General features: G+C 61.7%; 17 protein-coding genes and 1 riboswitch. Of the genes, 9 read left to right on the forward strand and 8 right to left on the reverse strand.

The genetic code is table 11. From position 1 onward, the window contains the following. Positions 1-41 precede the first annotated feature (41 nt). Entirely contained in the window at positions 42-446 is a 405-nt protein-coding gene (locus C8K58_RS05700; protein WP_027606051.1) for an acyl-CoA thioesterase, read from the reverse strand. 199 nt (positions 447-645) lie between these two features. After that, positions 646-752, forward strand: a riboswitch (S-adenosyl-L-homocysteine riboswitch). Positions 753-773: 21 nt separating this feature from the next. On the opposite strand from C8K58_RS05700, the gene ahcY reads away from it, so the two are divergent. From ahcY to C8K58_RS05725, 5 genes are all read left to right on the forward strand, one after another. Further along, the gene (gene ahcY / locus C8K58_RS05705) at positions 774-2,183 is read left to right on the forward strand and encodes an adenosylhomocysteinase (protein ID WP_027606052.1); all 1,410 of its coding nucleotides are present in this window, start codon (positions 774-776) and stop codon (positions 2,181-2,183) included. Between the two features lie 70 nt (positions 2,184-2,253). Next, on the forward strand, positions 2,254-3,099 hold the full coding sequence (metF, locus tag C8K58_RS05710) for a methylenetetrahydrofolate reductase [NAD(P)H] (protein WP_065938146.1): 846 nt from the start codon (positions 2,254-2,256) through the stop codon (positions 3,097-3,099). A gap of 83 nt (positions 3,100-3,182) precedes the next feature. After that, entirely contained in the window at positions 3,183-4,265 is a 1,083-nt protein-coding gene (locus C8K58_RS05715; RefSeq protein ID WP_108573366.1) for a hypothetical protein, read from the forward strand. 63 nt (positions 4,266-4,328) lie between these two features. Next, positions 4,329-5,120, forward strand: a complete 792-nt coding sequence (locus C8K58_RS05720; protein WP_027606055.1) for an ABC transporter substrate-binding protein — start codon at positions 4,329-4,331, stop codon at positions 5,118-5,120. Between the two features lie 221 nt (positions 5,121-5,341). After that, a complete protein-coding gene (locus C8K58_RS05725; RefSeq protein ID WP_027606056.1) occupies positions 5,342-7,228 on the forward strand; it encodes a DEAD/DEAH box helicase in 1,887 nt (628 codons plus the stop codon). Positions 7,229-7,513: 285 nt separating this feature from the next. On the opposite strand, the gene C8K58_RS05730 is transcribed toward C8K58_RS05725, so the two are convergent. Both C8K58_RS05730 and C8K58_RS05735 read right to left on the reverse strand, forming a co-directional pair. After that, on the reverse strand, positions 7,514-8,092 hold the full coding sequence (locus C8K58_RS05730; protein WP_027606057.1) for a YceI family protein: 579 nt from the start codon (positions 8,090-8,092) through the stop codon (positions 7,514-7,516). Positions 8,093-8,124: 32 nt separating this feature from the next. Then, on the reverse strand, positions 8,125-8,676 hold the full coding sequence (locus C8K58_RS05735; protein WP_027606058.1) for a cytochrome b: 552 nt from the start codon (positions 8,674-8,676) through the stop codon (positions 8,125-8,127). Between the two features lie 273 nt (positions 8,677-8,949). Here C8K58_RS05735 and C8K58_RS05740 point away from each other — a divergent pair, with 273 nt between their 5' ends. Together C8K58_RS05740 and C8K58_RS05745 are read left to right on the forward strand one after the other, a co-directional pair. Further along, positions 8,950-10,356, forward strand: a complete 1,407-nt coding sequence (locus C8K58_RS05740; RefSeq protein ID WP_092355645.1) for an adenosylmethionine--8-amino-7-oxononanoate transaminase — start codon at positions 8,950-8,952, stop codon at positions 10,354-10,356. Positions 10,357-10,393: 37 nt separating this feature from the next. Further along, positions 10,394-11,113: a 16S rRNA (uracil(1498)-N(3))-methyltransferase gene (locus tag C8K58_RS05745; protein WP_027606060.1), complete on the forward strand. Its 720-nt coding sequence runs from the start codon at positions 10,394-10,396 to the stop codon at positions 11,111-11,113. A gap of 15 nt (positions 11,114-11,128) precedes the next feature. On the opposite strand, the gene C8K58_RS05750 is transcribed toward C8K58_RS05745, so the two are convergent. Genes C8K58_RS05750 through C8K58_RS05760 form a run of 3 tightly spaced genes read right to left on the reverse strand, consistent with a single transcriptional unit; the run spans position 11,129 to position 13,662 of the window. Then, positions 11,129-12,028 carry a transporter substrate-binding domain-containing protein gene (locus C8K58_RS05750; RefSeq protein ID WP_108573368.1) on the reverse strand — a complete coding sequence of 300 codons (900 nt, stop codon included), beginning with the start codon at positions 12,026-12,028 and terminating at the stop codon, positions 11,129-11,131. A gap of 25 nt (positions 12,029-12,053) precedes the next feature. Then, positions 12,054-12,404 carry a RidA family protein gene (locus C8K58_RS05755; RefSeq protein WP_027606062.1) on the reverse strand — a complete coding sequence of 117 codons (351 nt, stop codon included), beginning with the start codon at positions 12,402-12,404 and terminating at the stop codon, positions 12,054-12,056. 10 nt (positions 12,405-12,414) lie between these two features. Then, positions 12,415-13,662: a D-amino acid dehydrogenase gene (locus C8K58_RS05760; protein ID WP_108573370.1), complete on the reverse strand. Its 1,248-nt coding sequence runs from the start codon at positions 13,660-13,662 to the stop codon at positions 12,415-12,417. Between the two features lie 109 nt (positions 13,663-13,771). Here C8K58_RS05760 and C8K58_RS05765 point away from each other — a divergent pair, with 109 nt between their 5' ends. Further along, a complete protein-coding gene (locus C8K58_RS05765; protein WP_027606064.1) occupies positions 13,772-14,674 on the forward strand; it encodes a LysR family transcriptional regulator in 903 nt (300 codons plus the stop codon). Here the strand turns inward: C8K58_RS05765 and C8K58_RS05770 are convergent. Beyond that, positions 14,669-15,286, reverse strand: a complete 618-nt coding sequence (locus tag C8K58_RS05770) for a hemolysin III family protein (protein ID WP_027606065.1) — start codon at positions 15,284-15,286, stop codon at positions 14,669-14,671. The genes C8K58_RS05765 and C8K58_RS05770 overlap by 6 nt on opposite strands. Positions 15,287-15,430: 144 nt before the next feature. Here C8K58_RS05770 and C8K58_RS05775 point away from each other — a divergent pair, with 144 nt between their 5' ends. Further along, entirely contained in the window at positions 15,431-16,351 is a 921-nt protein-coding gene (locus tag C8K58_RS05775; protein ID WP_027606066.1) for a LysR substrate-binding domain-containing protein, read from the forward strand. A 19-nt stretch (positions 16,352-16,370) separates the two neighbouring features. Here the strand turns inward: C8K58_RS05775 and madM are convergent, their stop codons facing one another. Next, positions 16,371-17,135: a malonate transporter subunit MadM gene (madM, locus tag C8K58_RS05780; RefSeq protein ID WP_027606067.1), complete on the reverse strand. Its 765-nt coding sequence runs from the start codon at positions 17,133-17,135 to the stop codon at positions 16,371-16,373.

Consider the following 17,135-nt stretch of genomic DNA (forward strand, 5'->3'; position numbering starts at 1 on the left):
ACCTATGGTTGATCAAGAGCGTTCACTGGCCCGGCGCAGGTTTACTCGCTGATGCCGTCGTCCTGGAACTGATCCTTGACGTACTTGATCTCGGTACGACCATGCGGTGCCGGCAAACCGTCTTCGCCGAGGTTGACGAAGACCATCTTCTCTACAGTCAGGATGCTTTTGCGGGTGATCTTGTTACGCACTTCACAGGTGAGGGTGATGGAGGTGCGGCCAAACTCGGTAGCAGTGATCCCGAGTTCGATGATGTCGCCCTGGCGCGAGGCGCTGACAAAGTTGATTTCGGAGATGTACTTGGTCACAACACGCTGGTTGCCCAGTTGGACGATGGCGTAGATGGCTGCTTCTTCGTCGATCCAACGCAGCAGGCTACCGCCGAACAGGGTGCCGTTGGGGTTGAGGTCTTCAGGTTTTACCCATTTGCGGGTGTGGAAGTTCATGGTCACTCCAAAGCGTCTTGCCGAATGATGGGCAACATCATGGCAGAGCCTGCCCCCAAGCTCTATGCGCCATTGCCTATCAACCCCATGTGCGATCTTCATATGGCCGACAGAAAGGCTTGGGAAGTGCCGCGTACACGGCTATAATCGCCCCCGCTTCAAAACGGTCATCTTCAGTTGATACCGTTTCTCCCGCCACCTGTCCGAGGGGCGCTGCAGCAGGTTCAACCTGTCAGGCTCGGATGGGGCGTTGTCCGGCCTGGTTGCCCTGGCCTGATACTAAACGCACAACGGCGCCCATTCGCACACTACGAATGGAGGCTCTTCATGAGCGCTGTAATTACGCCTGCAGATTTCAACGACTACAAAGTCGCCGACATGTCCCTCGCTGCCTGGGGCCGTCGCGAAACCTTTATCGCCGAATCCGAAATGCCAGCCCTGATGGGCCTGCGTCGCAAGTATGCCGCCGAGCAACCGCTCAAGGGCGCGAAGATCCTCGGCTGCATCCACATGACCATCCAGACTGCCGTGCTGATCGAAACCCTGGTTGCCCTGGGTGCCGAAGTGCGTTGGTCGTCCTGCAACATCTTCTCGACGCAAGACCAGGCCGCTGCCGCCATCGCCGCTGCCGGTATCCCGGTATTCGCCTGGAAAGGCGAGACCGAAGAAGAGTACGAGTGGTGCCTGGAGCAAACCATCCTTAAAGATGGCGCGCCTTGGGATGCCAACATGATCCTCGACGACGGCGGCGACCTGACCGAGCTGCTGCACAAGAAGTACCCGCAGATCCTCGACCGCGTCCACGGCGTGACCGAAGAAACCACCACCGGCGTACACCGCCTGCTGGACATGCTGGCCAAGGGCGAGCTGAAAATCCCGGCCATCAACGTCAACGACTCGGTGACCAAGAGCAAGAACGACAACAAGTACGGCTGCCGTCACAGCCTGAACGATGCCATCAAGCGCGGCACCGACCACCTGCTGTCGGGCAAGCAAGCCCTGGTGATCGGCTACGGTGACGTGGGCAAGGGTTCGTCCCAGTCCCTGCGCCAGGAAGGCATGATCGTTAAAGTCTCCGAAGTCGACCCGATCTGCGCCATGCAAGCCTGCATGGACGGTTTCGAAGTGGTTTCGCCGTTCATCGATGGCGTCAATGACGGCACCGAAGCCAGCATCGACAAGGCCCTGCTGGGCAAGATCGACCTGATCGTGACCACCACCGGTAACGTCAACGTCTGCGATGCCAACATGCTCAAGGCCCTGAAGAAGCGCGCCGTGGTGTGCAACATCGGTCACTTCGACAACGAGATCGACACCGCTTTCATGCGCAAGAACTGGGCATGGGAAGAAGTGAAGCCGCAGGTACACAAGGTTCACCGTACCGGCGCTGGCGATTTCGACCCACAGAACGACGACTACCTGATCCTGCTGGCTGAAGGCCGCCTGGTTAACCTGGGCAACGCCACCGGCCACCCAAGCCGCATCATGGACGGCTCGTTCGCCAACCAGGTACTGGCCCAGATCTTCCTGTTCGGCCAGAAATACGCCGACCTGTCGCCAGCCCAGAAAGCCGAGCGCCTGACCGTGGAAGTACTGCCGAAGAAACTCGACGAAGAAGTGGCCCTGGAAATGGTCCGCGGCTTCGGCGGCGTGGTGACTCAGCTGACCAAGACCCAGGCCGACTACATCGGCGTGACCGTCGAAGGTCCGTTCAAGCCGCACGCTTACCGCTACTGATCGGCTTGGCTGCCCGCCCCTTCAGGGGCGGGTTCGCCTTACAGGCTTTCGAGTTCCCAAGGGTATGACCATGTCCCAAGACCGTCGCTACAGCTTCGAGTTCTTCCCCACGAAGACCGATGCTGGGCATGAAAAACTAATGGCAACTGCCAAGCAGTTGGCCACTTACCACCCCGACTTCTTCTCCTGCACCTACGGCGCCGGCGGCTCGACCCGCGATCGTACGATCAACACCGTCTTGCAGCTTGAAAGCGAAGTCAACATTCCCGCCGCTCCGCATTTGTCCTGCGTGGGCGACAGCAAGGCCGACCTGCGCGGCCTGCTCACTCAATACAAGGCCGCCGGCATCAAGCGCATCGTTGCCCTGCGTGGCGACTTGCCGTCCGGCATGGGCATGGCCAGCGGTGAGCTGCGCTACGCCAATGACCTGGTGAGCTTCATTCGTGAAGAAAGCGGCGATCACTTCCATATCGAAGTGGCCGCTTACCCGGAGATGCACCCCCAGGCGCGCAATTTCGAAGACGATCTGCAGAATTTCGTACGCAAAGCCAACGCCGGCGCCGACAGCGCGATCACTCAGTACTTCTTCAACGCCGACAGCTACTTCTACTTCGTCGAGCGTGTACGCGCCATGGGCGTGAACATCCCGATCGTGCCGGGCATCATGCCAATCACCAACTACAGCAAGCTGGCGCGCTTCTCCGACGCCTGCGGTGCTGAGATCCCACGTTGGGTGCGCAAGCAACTGGAAGCCTATGGCGACGACGTCAAGAGCATCCAGGCGTTCGGCGAACAGGTGATCAGCAATATGTGTGAAGAATTGTTGCAAGGTGGCGCACCAGGCCTGCACTTCTATACCCTGAACCAGGCTGAACCCAGCCTCGCGATCTGGAACAACCTTAAACTGCCACGTTAGGCCGGTTTAATCGCTGTACCCGGCCCTCGTTATTACGGGGGTTTTTTTCGTCTATATATCCCCGGAAAGGAAGCCTGCAGTACATGAATACAGCGTCCCCGACTCCCCGCCCGCAGCTGGTGTACCTGGTATTCGGCGCCGAGACCTATCATCAGGAAGCCGTATTCAGCATCGCCAGCGCCCTGGCCCACCTGGGCGGTCCCCAGGACATGCCATTGGACATCCAGGTGTTCAGCGACAATCCGGCCCCCTATCGCGGCTTGCCGGTACAGGTTCACACCCTGGACGACGCCACGCGCAAACGCTGGAGCGAGCCCCACGGCTACCATTTCCGCACCAAGCACGTGCTGTTGCGCCAGGTGCTGGAAACAGCGGAACGGGCGCTGTTGATCGACACCGATACCTTTTTTCACGACTCGCCCATGGCGCTGTTCGAACGTGTCGCGCCCGGCACCGTGCTGTGCAATGCCTTCCACGCCAAGTACGGCGACAACCGCGAAAGCGTACTGTATGAAGCCCTGGCCAGGCACCTTGCAGACAAAGGCCTGGCCGACGACGACATGTGGCTGCTCAACTCCGGCGTCATGGGCCTGACCCGGCAAGATGCGCACATCCTTGATCGCTCGATCGAGTTGATGGACGAGCTGTTCCCGATGGCCCACGGTGCCTACACCCTGGAAGAGTTCTGCCTGTCGGTGGCCGCGTACCGTACGCTCAATGTGCGCCAGTGCCCCGACCTGATCCACCACTACTGGAGCCGCAAGCAGTTGTTCCGGGCCAAGGTCAAGGCGTGGGTCACCAAGCACGCCGCGGACCCCATCTGCGCCCAGGCCCTGGCCGACACCCGCAATGTGTCTGCCCACCTGCCCCGCCCGCCGCGATTGCAACGCTTGATGTACAAGCTGATCACCCTGGCCTTGCCCAAACGCAAGCAGCAGTTCATCCGCGAAATTCTCTACGGCTGCTACGAGCACGAAAATGAATTCGACCAGGCCTGTGGCCCGGTTTGGTGGGACAAGGCTTTGCAGAATCAGGAAGAGCGGCAAAAAAGCCCGGTCGATGCGCACCAGCTCGAACATTGGTTCGCCAACCCAGTGGTGCGCCTGATTCTGGGCGAGCGACGTGCAGCCATCTATGAGCACCTGATGACCTCACCCACAAAATAGCGTCGCCCGCAGATGCGTGTGCCAGCGCTTCTCTTTAGCGCACGGGCGTCGTAACCTCGGGGCATGCCCGTCACTCTGAAGCTGTTGACCGTTGCGCTTTTTACTTGCTTGAGCCTCGCCGCTTATGGCGAGAAATTGCGCATTGTCACCGAGCCCTGGGCGCCTTATGTGTACGAAGAGCACGGCGCCATGCACGGGCTGGACTACGAAACCACGGTGATCGTGTTCCAGCGCCTGGGGGTCGAGGTGCAATGGCAGTTCCTGCCCTGGAAGCGCTGTCTGGCCATGCTCGATCAGGGTCATGCCGATGGCGCACTGGATATTTTCCACAGCCACGAACGCGACGCCCTGCTGCTGTACCCCAGCGAACCGTTGTCGGAAGTGGAATTCGTGATGTTCTACGCCAACGAACGCCCTCACCCGGTCCAAGGCCTCGACGAGCTGGACGGCCTCACTGTCGGCACGTCGCCAGGCTACCTGTACGGCGCGCCATTCAGCGACTCCACCCGGTTCAGCCGCGAGCCGGCCCCCAGCCACGAGGCCAACTTCGGTAAATTGCTGCTGGGACGCATCGACCTGCTGATCACCGACCGCCGGGTCGGCCAGCATGTGATCAAGGCCCTGGGCCTGGAAGGCAAGGTCAGCCAGGCGCCCATTGTGGTCAGCCGCCAGCAGCAATACCTCGCCGTACGCCGTGGCGCGGGGATGGACCTGCTGGTACAACGCTTTGCCGCCGAGCTCAAGCGCTTCAAACAGGAACCGGCCTACGCCGCTTTAAGCGCCAAATATGGTGGAATCCACGCCATAACCGCGTCCGGACACACCGTTGAGCAGCAGGAAAGCGGCGCACAGTGATTGCTCTGTTATACTCCGGCCTTTCCGCCAGGCTTACGCCCGGCCGCTGAGGTCCTGAAAAAGGCACCCAACCCCGCTACTGCGCAGCTTTCAGCCCGCGCGAGCCGGTGGAGTGCCCGCCAGACGCAGCAGGACCGGACGGGATTGCGCTCCCCTAAGCGCCATTCGCGCCCGGCAAGATTATCCCTCTGGGCCAAGCCCTAACTAAAACAGGATTACTCATGTCCTTTGCTTCCCTCGGTCTCTCCGAGGCTTTAGTCCGCGCCATCGAGGCAGCGGGCTATACCGAGCCTACTCCGGTGCAACAGCGGGCTATTCCCGCCGTGTTGCAAGGTCGCGACCTGATGGTTGCGGCTCAGACAGGTACGGGTAAAACCGGCGGCTTCGCCCTCCCGATTCTGGAGCGGTTGTTCCCCAACGGTCATCCGGACAAATCCCAGCGTCACGGCCCGCGCCAACCGCGCGTACTGGTCCTGACCCCTACCCGCGAACTCGCCGCCCAGGTGCACGACAGCTTCAAGCTGTATGCCCGCGACCTGAAGTTCGTCAGCGCCTGCATCTTCGGCGGCGTTGGCATGAACCCACAGGTTCAGGCCATGTCCCGTGGTGTTGACGTGCTGGTGGCGTGCCCCGGTCGTTTGCTCGACCTGTGCGGCCAAGGCAGCGTTGATTTGTCCCACGTGGAAATCCTCGTGCTGGACGAAGCCGACCGCATGCTCGACATGGGCTTTGTCCATGACGTGAAGAAGGTCCTCGCCCGCCTGCCGGCCAAACGTCAGAACCTGCTGTTCTCGGCAACGTTCTCCAACGACATCACCGCCCTGGCCGGCAAGCTGCTGCACAACCCGGAGCGCATCGAGGTCACGCCGCCGAACACCACGGTCGAGCGTATCGAGCAACGCGTATTCCGCCTGGCCGCCAGCCACAAGCGTGCGCTGCTGGCCCACCTGATCACCGCCGGCGCGTGGGAACAGGTACTGGTGTTCACCCGCACCAAGCACGGCGCGAACCGCCTGGCCGAGTACCTGGACAAGCACGGCCTCACCGCCGTCGCCATCCACGGCAACAAGAGCCAGAACGCCCGCACCAAGGCGCTGGCCGACTTCAAGGCCGGTGAAGTGCGCATCCTGGTGGCCACCGATATCGCCGCCCGTGGCCTGGACATCGACCAGTTGCCACACGTGGTCAACTTCGAGCTGCCAAACGTCGACGAAGACTACGTGCACCGTATCGGCCGTACCGGCCGTGCCGGTCGTTCGGGTGAAGCCATTTCCCTGGTTGCCCCGGACGAAGAGAAACTGCTGAAAAGCATCGAACGCATGACCAAGCAGAAAATCGCCGATGGCGACCTGATGGGCTTCGATGCCAGCGCCGTTGAGGCCGAAAAGCCTGAAGTGCGCGAACGTCCGGACGTGCGCAACCCACGTAACCCACGCGGTCCGAAGGGCGATGGCCCGAACGGCGGCGGTGGTGGCGGTGGTCGTCGCGACAAGGGCAAGGACAAGGGCGGCAAGGAAAAAGCGCCAACCAACGGCCGTGGCGAACGCCCGGCCCGTGAGCAGAAGCCCCGTGAAGGCACCCCGGCCCGCGAACAGCGCCAGCCGAGCCAGCCCCCACGCGCCGCAGCCGACCGCGCCCCGGACGAATTCCTCGACGACGACGTGGATAACTTCGGTAACCGCGTGGACTACGTGCCCCAGGCCAAACCGGCCCAGGGCCGCGGCCGTCGTCCAGGTGCTCCGGCACAGGGCGCAGGCGCCGGCGCTCCACGTGGCGGCCAGCCCCAGGGCGGTCGTCAGAACGGCCCGCGCAACAGCAGCGGCGGCACGACCGGCACTCCACCGGCCAAGCGCAGCGGCCCGCGTAACGGTGCACCGCGTGACGGCCAGGCGCGTCGCGAAGATTCGCGCAGCAACAACCGCCGCCCGGCCCGTGACGACCAGCCACGTTTGTCCGAGCCAGCCGTGCAGAACCCGCGCGGTGGCCCGGCGCCGAAGATCATCCACAAGGAGTCGAAAGCCGACCGCTTCCCGACACCCGAGCAGTTGGATCAACTGCCAGGCCGTCCGCGTGGTGAAAAACCAGCATTGCTGACCCGCAACCGCTGAGTTTCAAAGCGCCATGAAAAATGCCTCGCATCGAAAGATGCGGGGCATTTTTTATCTCCTCCCCACACGTTCCCTGGGATGAGCGAACTGGTTGTGGTGAGCGAGCTTGCTCGCGCTGGGCTGCGCAGCAGCCCCAACACCTGTCACCGTGTTCTGCCAGAAGAATCATGGTGTATCTGATTAGGGCCGCTTCGCGCCCCAGCGCGAGCAAGCTCGCTCACTACAGGAAATACAGGCCAAAAAAAACCGGATCCTGAGATCCGGTTTTTTGTGTGCGGACAGAAATTACTTCTGCTTGACGCCTTCCAGCGAGATGTCCAGGTCGACAGTCTGGGAAGTCGGGCCAGGGCCCTTGATGCCGAAGTCGTTCAGGTTCAGCGTGGTCTTGGCGTTGAAGCCGGCACGTTCGCCGCCCCATGGATCCTTGCCTTCACCGTTGAACGTGGCCTTGAAGGTCACAGGCTTGGTCACGCCGTGGAAGGTCAGGTCGCCGGTCACATCAGCGGTTTTCTCGCCGGTGGATTTAACCGCAGTGGAGACGAACTTGGCATCGGCGAACTTGCCGACATCCAGGAAGTCCTTGCTGGCGATGTGCTTGTCACGTTCGGCGTGGTTGGACCACAGGCTGGCGGTTTTCACGTCGACCGCGATTTTGCTGGCTTCAGGCTTGGCGGCATCCCAGCTGAACGTACCATCCCAGTCCTTGAAGGTACCGTGGATGTAGCTGTAGCCCAGGTGGCTGATTTTCCAGTCGATGAAGGCGTGCTGGCCTTCCTTGTCGATCTTGTAGTCGGCAGCCATCACCTGACCTGCAGACAGCAGCGCTGTACCGATTGCCAGAGCGGCGAGGGTCTTTTTCAACATGCTTTCTATTCCTTGTGAGTCGAGGTTGAACATCAGGCTTTGCGCCCCAGCATTCGCGTGAGGGTCGCATCACGATCGATAAAGTGGTGTTTCAACGCAGCCACGCCGTGCAGGCCGGCGAAGACTACCAACACCCAGGCGAGGTACAGGTGCACCACGCCGGCTGTGTCTGCCTGGTCCGGTAGACCGGAAACCACGGCAGGAATTTCGAACAGGCCAAACACCGGGATACCGACACCGTCTGCGGTGGAAATCAGGTAACCGGCGATCATCACGGCAAACAGCCCGAGATAAAGGAACGCGTGGCCAAACGCGGCACCGATACGGGTCAAGCGGCTGTAACTGGCCAGCGGCGGAGGCGGCGGGCTGATCAGGCGCCAGACAATACGCACCAGCATGATGGCGAACAGCGTGATGCCGATGCTCTTGTGCAGGTCCGGTGCGTCCTTGCGCCAGGCGCTGTAGTAGTCCAGACCCACCATCCACAAGCCCAGGGCGAACAGGCCGAACACCACCAGGGCCACGCCCCAGTGCAAAACCATACTGACCCAGCCGTAACGGGCCGGTGAGTTACGTAGCTGCATGTACTTAATCCCGTAAGAGCTGCGCCCAAGACTAGCGATTTACCTATCGAATTAAAGCGGAAAATTTCGCTTTGAAATATCGAGAAATATGATCTTGAGGGTATGAACAGTAAATTAACCAAGGATTAAGGACTATCCAGAAGAAACGTGACAGTCCGTCCTGTGTTTACTGCCAATTCATGCGTTATGGGTTGTGACACCGCCGCCCATTGCATAGGCTTGCGCGATTGTTTTACCTGCGCCGCTCGCAGGACCGCTTCGAGGAGATCACCGATGGGCTTGAACAACCAGTGGATGCAACGCGACCTCGCGGTGCTGTGGCATCCCTGCACCCAGATGAAAGACCACCAGCAACTGCCGCTGATCCCGATCAAGCGCGGTGAAGGCGTCTGGCTGGAAGACTTCGAAGGCAAGCGCTACCTCGACGCCGTCAGCTCCTGGTGGGTCAACGTCTTCGGCCACGCCAACCCGCGCATCAACCAGCGCATCAAGGACCAGGTCGACCAGCTGGAACACGTGATCCTCGCCGGTTTCAGCCACCAGCCGGTGATCGAGCTGTCCGAGCGCCTGATCAAGATGACCCCCGAGGGCCTGACCCGCTGCTTCTATGCCGATAACGGTTCGTCGTGCATTGAAGTCGCGCTGAAGATGAGCTTTCACTATTGGCTCAACCGTGGCCTGCCAAACAAAAAACGCTTCGTCACCCTGACCAACAGCTACCACGGCGAAACCATCGCCGCGATGTCGGTGGGCGACGTGCCGCTGTTTACCGAGACCTACAAGGCGCTGCTGCTGGACACCCTCAAGGTGCCGAGCCCGGATTGCTACCTGCGCCCCGAGGGCATGAGCTGGGAAGAACACTCGCGCACGATGTTCCTGGCCATGGAACAGACCCTGGCCGAGCACCACGACAGCGTCGCCGCCGTGATCGTCGAGCCGCTGATCCAGGGCGCCGGCGGCATGCGCATGTACCACCCGGTGTACCTCAAGCTGCTGCGCGAGGCCTGCGACCGCTATGGCGTGCACCTGATCCACGATGAAATCGCCGTGGGCTTCGGCCGCACCGGGACCCTGTTCGCCTGTGAACAGGCCGGCATCCGCCCGGACTTCCTGTGTTTGTCCAAGGCCCTGACCGGCGGCTACCTGCCGTTGGCCGCCGTGGTCACCACCGATGACGTCTACGACGCGTTCTACGACGACTACCCGACCCTGCGCGCCTTCCTGCACTCCCACAGCTACACCGGCAACCCGCTGGCGTGTGCGGCGGCCCTGGCGACCCTGGATATTTTCGAAGAAGACAACGTCATCGAAAACAACAAGGCCCTGGCCCGGCGCATGGCCACGGCAACGGCTCATCTGGTCGACCATCCGCATGTCTCGGAAGTACGCCAGACCGGCATGGTGCTGGCCATCGAGATGGTCCAGGACAAGGCCACCAAGACCGCTTACCCGTGGCAGGAGCGCCGTGGTCTCAAGGTGTTCGAACACGCCCTGGAACGCGGTGCGTTGTTGCGGCCGTTGGGCAGCGTGGTGTATTTCCTCCCGCCCTATGTGATTACACCGGAGCAGATCGACTTCCTCGCCGAAGTCGCCAGCGAAGGCATCGATATCGCCACCAACAGCAAAGTCAGCGTAGCGGTGCCGAAGGATTTCCACCCTGGTTTCCGCGATCCGGGTTGATTGCTGGCACACCTACACCTTTTTCCAGAGAACCGACATGAGACTGTCCCGCTTTTTCACCGACACCCCGCTGAGCCTCGGCGATCACGAACTGCCCGAAGCCCAGGCGCACTACATCAGCCGCGTGCTGCGCATGGGCGAAGGTGACGCCGTGCAATTGTTCGACGGCTCCGGCCAGGAATTCCTGGGCAGCCTGCTGGAAGTCGGGAAGAAACGCGTCACCGTGCAACTGACGGAAAGCTTCGCCGGCCAGGCCGAATCGCCGCTGCACATCCACCTCGGCCAGGGCCTGTCCCGGGGCGAACGCATGGACTGGGCGATCCAGAAAGCCACCGAGCTGGGCGTCAATGCCATCACGCCGATCTTCAGCGACCGCTGCGAAGTGCGCCTCAAGGACGAACGCGCCGACAAACGCCTGCTGCACTGGCGCCAGGTGGCGATCAGCGCGTGCGAGCAGTGCGGGCGTTCGACGGTACCGGTGATTCACCCGCCGTTGCTGCTGGCGGACTGGTTGAAGCAGGTCGAGGCGGACCTGAAACTGGTGCTGCACCCGGTGGCCGAGCCGCTGGTCAGCCATGCCAAACCTGCGAGCCTGGCGTTTCTGATCGGCCCGGAGGGCGGGCTGACCGACAACGAAGTCGACACCGCCCAAGGCGCTGGCTTCCACGCCGCCCGCCTCGGCCCGCGCGTGTTGCGCACCGAGACTGCGCCCGTCGTCGCGTTGGCGGTTGCCCAACAACTCTGGGGCGACTTCTAAATGTGGGAGGGGTGATCAGTCCACCGGATCGCTGATCGGCTTGGCAATGATCGCCTTCAACTCACTGGTCATCGGGAATTCCAGGTTCAAGCCCTTGGGCGGAATCGGCTGTTCAAACCAGCGCTGGTAAATCCCGTTGATCTCCCCCGAACGGTAAAGGTCGCCGAGGGTCTCGTTGACCACCGCAAGAAACTGCGGGTCATCCTTGCGCACCATGCAGCTGTAGATCTCCCGCGACTGCTCCTCGCCCACCACCACCCAGTTGTGTGGGTCCTTGGCTTTGGCGCGTTCGCCGTAGAGCAATGCATCGTCCATATAGAACGCGGCCGCGCGGCCCGTCTCGAGCATCTTGAACGCCTCGCCGTGGTCCTTGGCGCTGATCACGAACATATTGCTCTTGTGCTCGGCGTTATAGCTCTTTAGAAAACGCTCGTTGGTGGTGCCGGCGGTGGTCACCACGTTCTTGCCCTTGAGGTCGTCAAACCCTTTGATGCCGCTATCCTTGGCGGTCAACAATTGGCCCTTCACGTAGATAAACCCGTAGGAAAATGCCACCTGTTTCTGCCGCTCGGCCGTGACTCCGGTGGAGCCGCACTCCAGGTCGACGGTGCCGTTCTGCACCAGCGGAATCCGCGTTTGAGAGGTCACCAGGTTGTACTTCACCTTCAGGTCAGCCACCCCGGTTTTCTGCTGGATACGCTCGACGATCTTGCCGGCCAGGTCCACCGAATAGCCCATCGGCTTACCGCTGTGATCCCCCACGTAGGAAAACGGCACCGACGCATCGCGATAACCCAGGGTGATGGACTGGGTGCTGGCGATCTTGCCCAGCGTACCGTCCAGCGGCGCCTGGCTGGCATGGGCGTGTACTCCCAGCAAAAGGCCGATGCAGCCGGTCAACAGGATTTTTTTCATTGTTATTCTCCGTTGGTTTTTGACGTTATTTTCGTACCGCAATCACGCTGATTTCCACCAGCACGCTCGGCCGCGCCAGTTCCGCTTGCAGGGTGGTGCGCGTCGGCGCCATCCCGGGCGATAGCCAGGCGGCCCATACCTCATTCATCGGCGCAAAACCGCTGCCGATGTCTTTCAAGTAAATGGTCGCATTGAGCAAATGATCCTTGTCACTGCCGGCCTGGGCCAACAGCGCATCGATCCTGGCCAGCACTTCGCGGGTCTGCGTCGCCACATCCTGGCCTTCGCCGGGCACCTGGCCCGAAAGGAATACCAGATCCTTGAACGTGACGGCGCCGGACAGCCGGTCGTTGCTGCTGATTCGGTTGATGGTCATGGGTCAATCCTCACGCGGCGCGGGGCGCCAGGCCCTGCATGTCAATGGAAGGTAGGTGATGGCCGATCAGCTCGGCCAGCAGTTGGCCGCTGCCGCACGCCAGGGTAAAGCCAAGCGCACCGTGGCCCAGGTTCAGCCACAGGTTGCGATAGACGCTGGGGCCAATCAGCGGCACACCGGTCGGGGTGGCGGGACGCATACCGGCCCATTCCACAGCATTGGCATAGTCGCCAGCCGTAGGAAATGTCTCGACCGCCTGGCGTTTCATCAGCGCCAGGCGCTTGGGCTCAAGGCTGGCGTCAAAGCCGACGATATCCACCATGGCCGCCACCCGCAGCTGTTCGCCGATACGCGCGTAGACCATCTTGCGGTCGTAGTCGGTGATGCTCACATTCGGCGCCTGATGCTGTGCGCCAATCGGCACGCTGAGGCTATAGCCCTTGAGTGGATACAGTGGCAGTGACACGCCGGGCAATGCCAACTCGGCGCTGCGATGGCCGGCCGCCAGCACCAGGTGTTCCACCGGCATCACTTCGTCGCCCAGCTCGATGGCTTGCACCGCGCCGTCGGCATGGCGAATCCTGGTGACCTTGCGCCCCAGCAGAAAGGTGCAGCGCCCCGACGCTTCAAGGCGTGCCGCCAGTTGTTGGCAGAAGGCATGACAGTCCGCCACTTCTTCATTGGGCGTATAGATACCACCGACAAACTCACCCGCCACCTGCGCCAGCGCCGGCTCCAGCCGCGCACAATCCAGCGCCGACAGCACCTGTTGTTGCAGGATGTCGGTGACCTTGCTGCGCGCACGCTCAAAGGTATCGGCATTGCGAAAGGTCACCAGCTTGCCGTTACGCCGCCAATTGAACGTGTCCACGCGATCGTCGACGCGCCATTGCTGCAAGGTGTTTTGGCTCAGGCTCGCCAGGCGCAGCAAGTGCGCGGCGTTGCGCTTGTTCACCGAGCCACGGCAGGCGCCGATGAACGCGGCCATCCAGCGCCATTGTCGGGGATCCAGGCGTGGGCGCAGCTTCAGTGGCGAGTCACCGCGCAGCAACCAGCCAATCGCCTGTAGCGGCACTCCCGCATCCGCCAGCGGTGCGACGTAGCGGTAGGACAATTGCCCGCCATTGGCGAAGCTGGTTTCGCTGCCCACGGTGTCACGCGCGTCGATCACCGTCACTTCATGACCTGCACGTACCAACGCGTAGGCACTCGCCAAGCCGATAACGCCTCCACCAATGATGCAAACCTGCCTGGCCATTCAACACCCCCAGCCCTTGATCCAAGAAAGCCCCAGGGTAGGTGCAGGTGACAGGCCGCCGACAATGAATAAAGATGGGGCACCTATAAACAAAGGTTATGGACCTGCCATGCGCTTGCGTCATATCGAAATCTTCCAGGCCATCCGCCAGACCGGCTCCATCAGCGCCGCCGCGCAGTTGCTGCATGTCTCCCAACCAGCGGTGACCAAGGTGTTGCAACATGCCGAGTTACAATTGGGTTTCCCGCTGTTTTTGCGGGTACGCGGCAAATTGCAGCCCACGCCCGAAGCCCTGGCGCTGGAAAGTGAAGTCGAAAAAGTCACCGCGAGCCTGCAAGGCGTGCGGCGCCTGGCCAAGAGCCTGCGCCGCGCCCCGGGGCAAAGTGTACGGATTGGTGCAATCCCGGCATTGGCACTGTCGTTGCTGCCCCCGGCGATCCTGGAATGGAAGCGCGACTACCCGGACATCGCCTGCGAACTGTCCAGCGACCATAGCCGCGAGCTGGTGCAAAAACTGTTGATGCGCGAGATCGACCTGGCACTGACCCTCAGCTTCTCCGGCCATCCCGGGTTGACCACACAAGTGTTGGCCAACGGTGTGTTGGTGGCCCTGGCGTCGAAAAACTACTGGCCGGACGCTGAGCTGCATCAAGCCCTGCCCCTGGCAGACCTGGCGGGGGCACCGTTGATTGGCCTGTCCAGCGCCGACCCACTGGCGGCGAGGCTCGACAACTACCTGGAGAGCGTCGACCCGCCGCCTCGGGTGACGATATCGGTGCAAACCTATTCCCTGGCACGGGCGATGGTGGAGTCCGGCGCCGGATTGACGGTCATCGACCCCTTTACCGCCCTCGGCGCATCGACGGCGACCACCTGCATCCGCACGCTTACACCGCCGCTGCCGATCACCCTCTACGCCCTGACCCGTGCCGATGAACCGCCGCCGCATATGCTGGCCAATCTGCTACAGATCTTCGGCAACCGGGCTCGGGAGCTGCTGGAGCGCCTATAACACGTAGTGCATGATCGCCACGAAATGCAGCAGGCTGCCGCCGATCACAAACAAATGCCAGATCCCATGGGAATGCCGCAGGCGATCCTCCAGGGCAAAGAAGATGATGCCGACGGTGTACAGCACCCCGCCCGCCGCCAGCCAGATAAACCCGGCGGTGCCCAGCGCGGCGATCAGTGGCTTGACCGCCACCAGCACGATCCAGCCCATCACCGCGTAGATCACGATGGACAGGATGCGCGCCTCGGAGCGCGGCTTGATCTCCTGCAGGATGCCGATCACCGCCAGCCCCCACACGATGCCGAACAGCGTCCAGCCCCAAGGGCCTCTCAACGTCACCAGGCAAAACGGCGTGTAGCTGCCGGCGATCAGCAGGTAGATCGAAAAGTGATCGACCTTCTGCATGATCTCTTTTCGCCGCCCCTGTACGCTGTGGTACACGGTCGACGCGCTGTACAGCACCATCAGCGTAAAGCCATAAATCGCCACGCTGACGATCTTCCAGGGGCTGCCATCCAGGCTCGCCACCACCAACATCCACACGGCGCCAATACACGCCGCGACTGCACCGAGCAAATGGCTCCAGGCGTTGAATCGTTCCCCGTGATACATCTGTCACTGACCTCCTGTAGCCGCTGGAACTGGCTGGCAAGCGTCCAGCCTTGCGCATAAGAGTGCAAGCGACTTGTGACGTTCCGAGGACGCCGCCGGGTTTTGCGGGCACAATCGGACGCATTCGAACAAGAGCCCACGGCCATGCTGATCGACGAAGAATTCACCCTCAAGAAGCTGGAAATCTTCCTGGCATTCATGCGCACCGGCAACCTGGCCCGCGCCGCCGCCGAGCTGCAAACCAGCAATGTCAGCGTGCACCGCGCCATCCACTCGCTGGAAAATGCCTTGCGCTGCCCGCTGTTCAAACACGAGGGCCGCAACCTCACGCCGCTGGAAAGCGCCTACGTGCTGGAAGAACGCGCACAGAAACTGATCGCCGATGTGGTCGACAGCGTACGCCTGACCCGCGAAGCCGCCGGTTTCTCCGCCGAACGCTTCAAGCTCGGCTCGCTGTATTCACTGACCGTCAGGACCGTGCCGCAATTGATCATGGGCCTGAAGATCAGGCGCAGCGAACTCAATATCGACCTGATCCTCGGCTCCAATTTCGACCTGCTGTACAAGCTCAAGAACATGGAAGTCGACGCAATCCTCATCTCCCTCGACGAACACGCCAACGACCCCGACTGCGAACAGATCGAGCTGTTCTGCGACGACATCTTCCTCGCCACCCCGGCCGACTCGCCCTTCGACCGCGCCCAGGAAATCGACCTGGCCGACGTGCGCGACGCCACCTTCATCACCCTCACCCAAGGCTTCGCCACTCATCAGGATGGCAACCGGGTGTTCAAGCAGGCGGGGTTCGAGCCGAAGGTGGCGATGCAGGTCAATGACATCTTCACACTGCTGAGCATGGTCAGTTCAGGGGTGGGTTATGCGTTGCTGCCGGGAAGGATCGCGGCGGTGTACGAGAACCGCGTGAAGCTGATACCGCTGCAACCCAGGTATCGGTTGCAGCAGCATATCGGCGTGGTGTTCCTGAAGGCCAAGGAGCGTGATCCGAATTTACTGGCGTTGTTGGCGGAGTGTCGGATGTATGCCAATCGGCAGGGAACAGCCTGACACTCCGCAATCCCCAAGGTCAGCCCACCAACCCACGCACAATGAAGTACAGCAACGAAGGCCCCAGCAAACACCCAAGCCCGGTATGGAACGTCGCCGTCAACGCGCCATACGGCACCAAGCGCCGATCCGTCGCCGCCAGCCCTGCCGTCACGCCGCTCACGGTGCCGGCCAGGCCACCGAACACCATCGCCGAACGCGGGTTGTCCAAGCCCATCCAACGCGCCGCCACCGGTGTGCCGACCATCACCAGGATCGCCTTGATCAACCCGGTCGCAATCGACAGCGCCATCACATCCGAAGTCGCGCCAATCGCCGCACCGGTCACCGGGCCGACGATGTAGGTCACGGCACCCGCGCCGATGGTGGTCATGCTGATAGCGTCGCGATAGCCAAACACCCAGGCCATGCTGGCGCCGACGATAAACGGCAGGATCGTGCCCAGCAGCAGCGCAATCACACCGATCATCCCGGCCTTGCGCGCCTCGGTGGCCTGCACCTCGAACGCCGTGGCAACGATGGCGAAGTCGCGCAGCATCGCACCGCCCATCAGGCCGATGCCGGAGAACAGCGCCAGGTCGGCCAGGCCTTTTTGCCCGCCGGTAAGGGTGCCGCCGACCCAGGCCAGGACCAGGCCGATGACGATGGCAATCGCCGAGCCGTGGATGCGCCCGAACGTCAGGCGCTTGGACAGCACCACGGAAATCCACATCACCACGCCAACAAACGCAAACGCGGTGATCAGGCCGTTATGTTCCAGGCCTTTTTCGATGAGATCCCACAT

Source organism: Pseudomonas sp. GV047, assembly GCF_003058245.1.
Classification (GTDB): domain Bacteria; phylum Pseudomonadota; class Gammaproteobacteria; order Pseudomonadales; family Pseudomonadaceae; genus Aquipseudomonas; species Aquipseudomonas marginalis.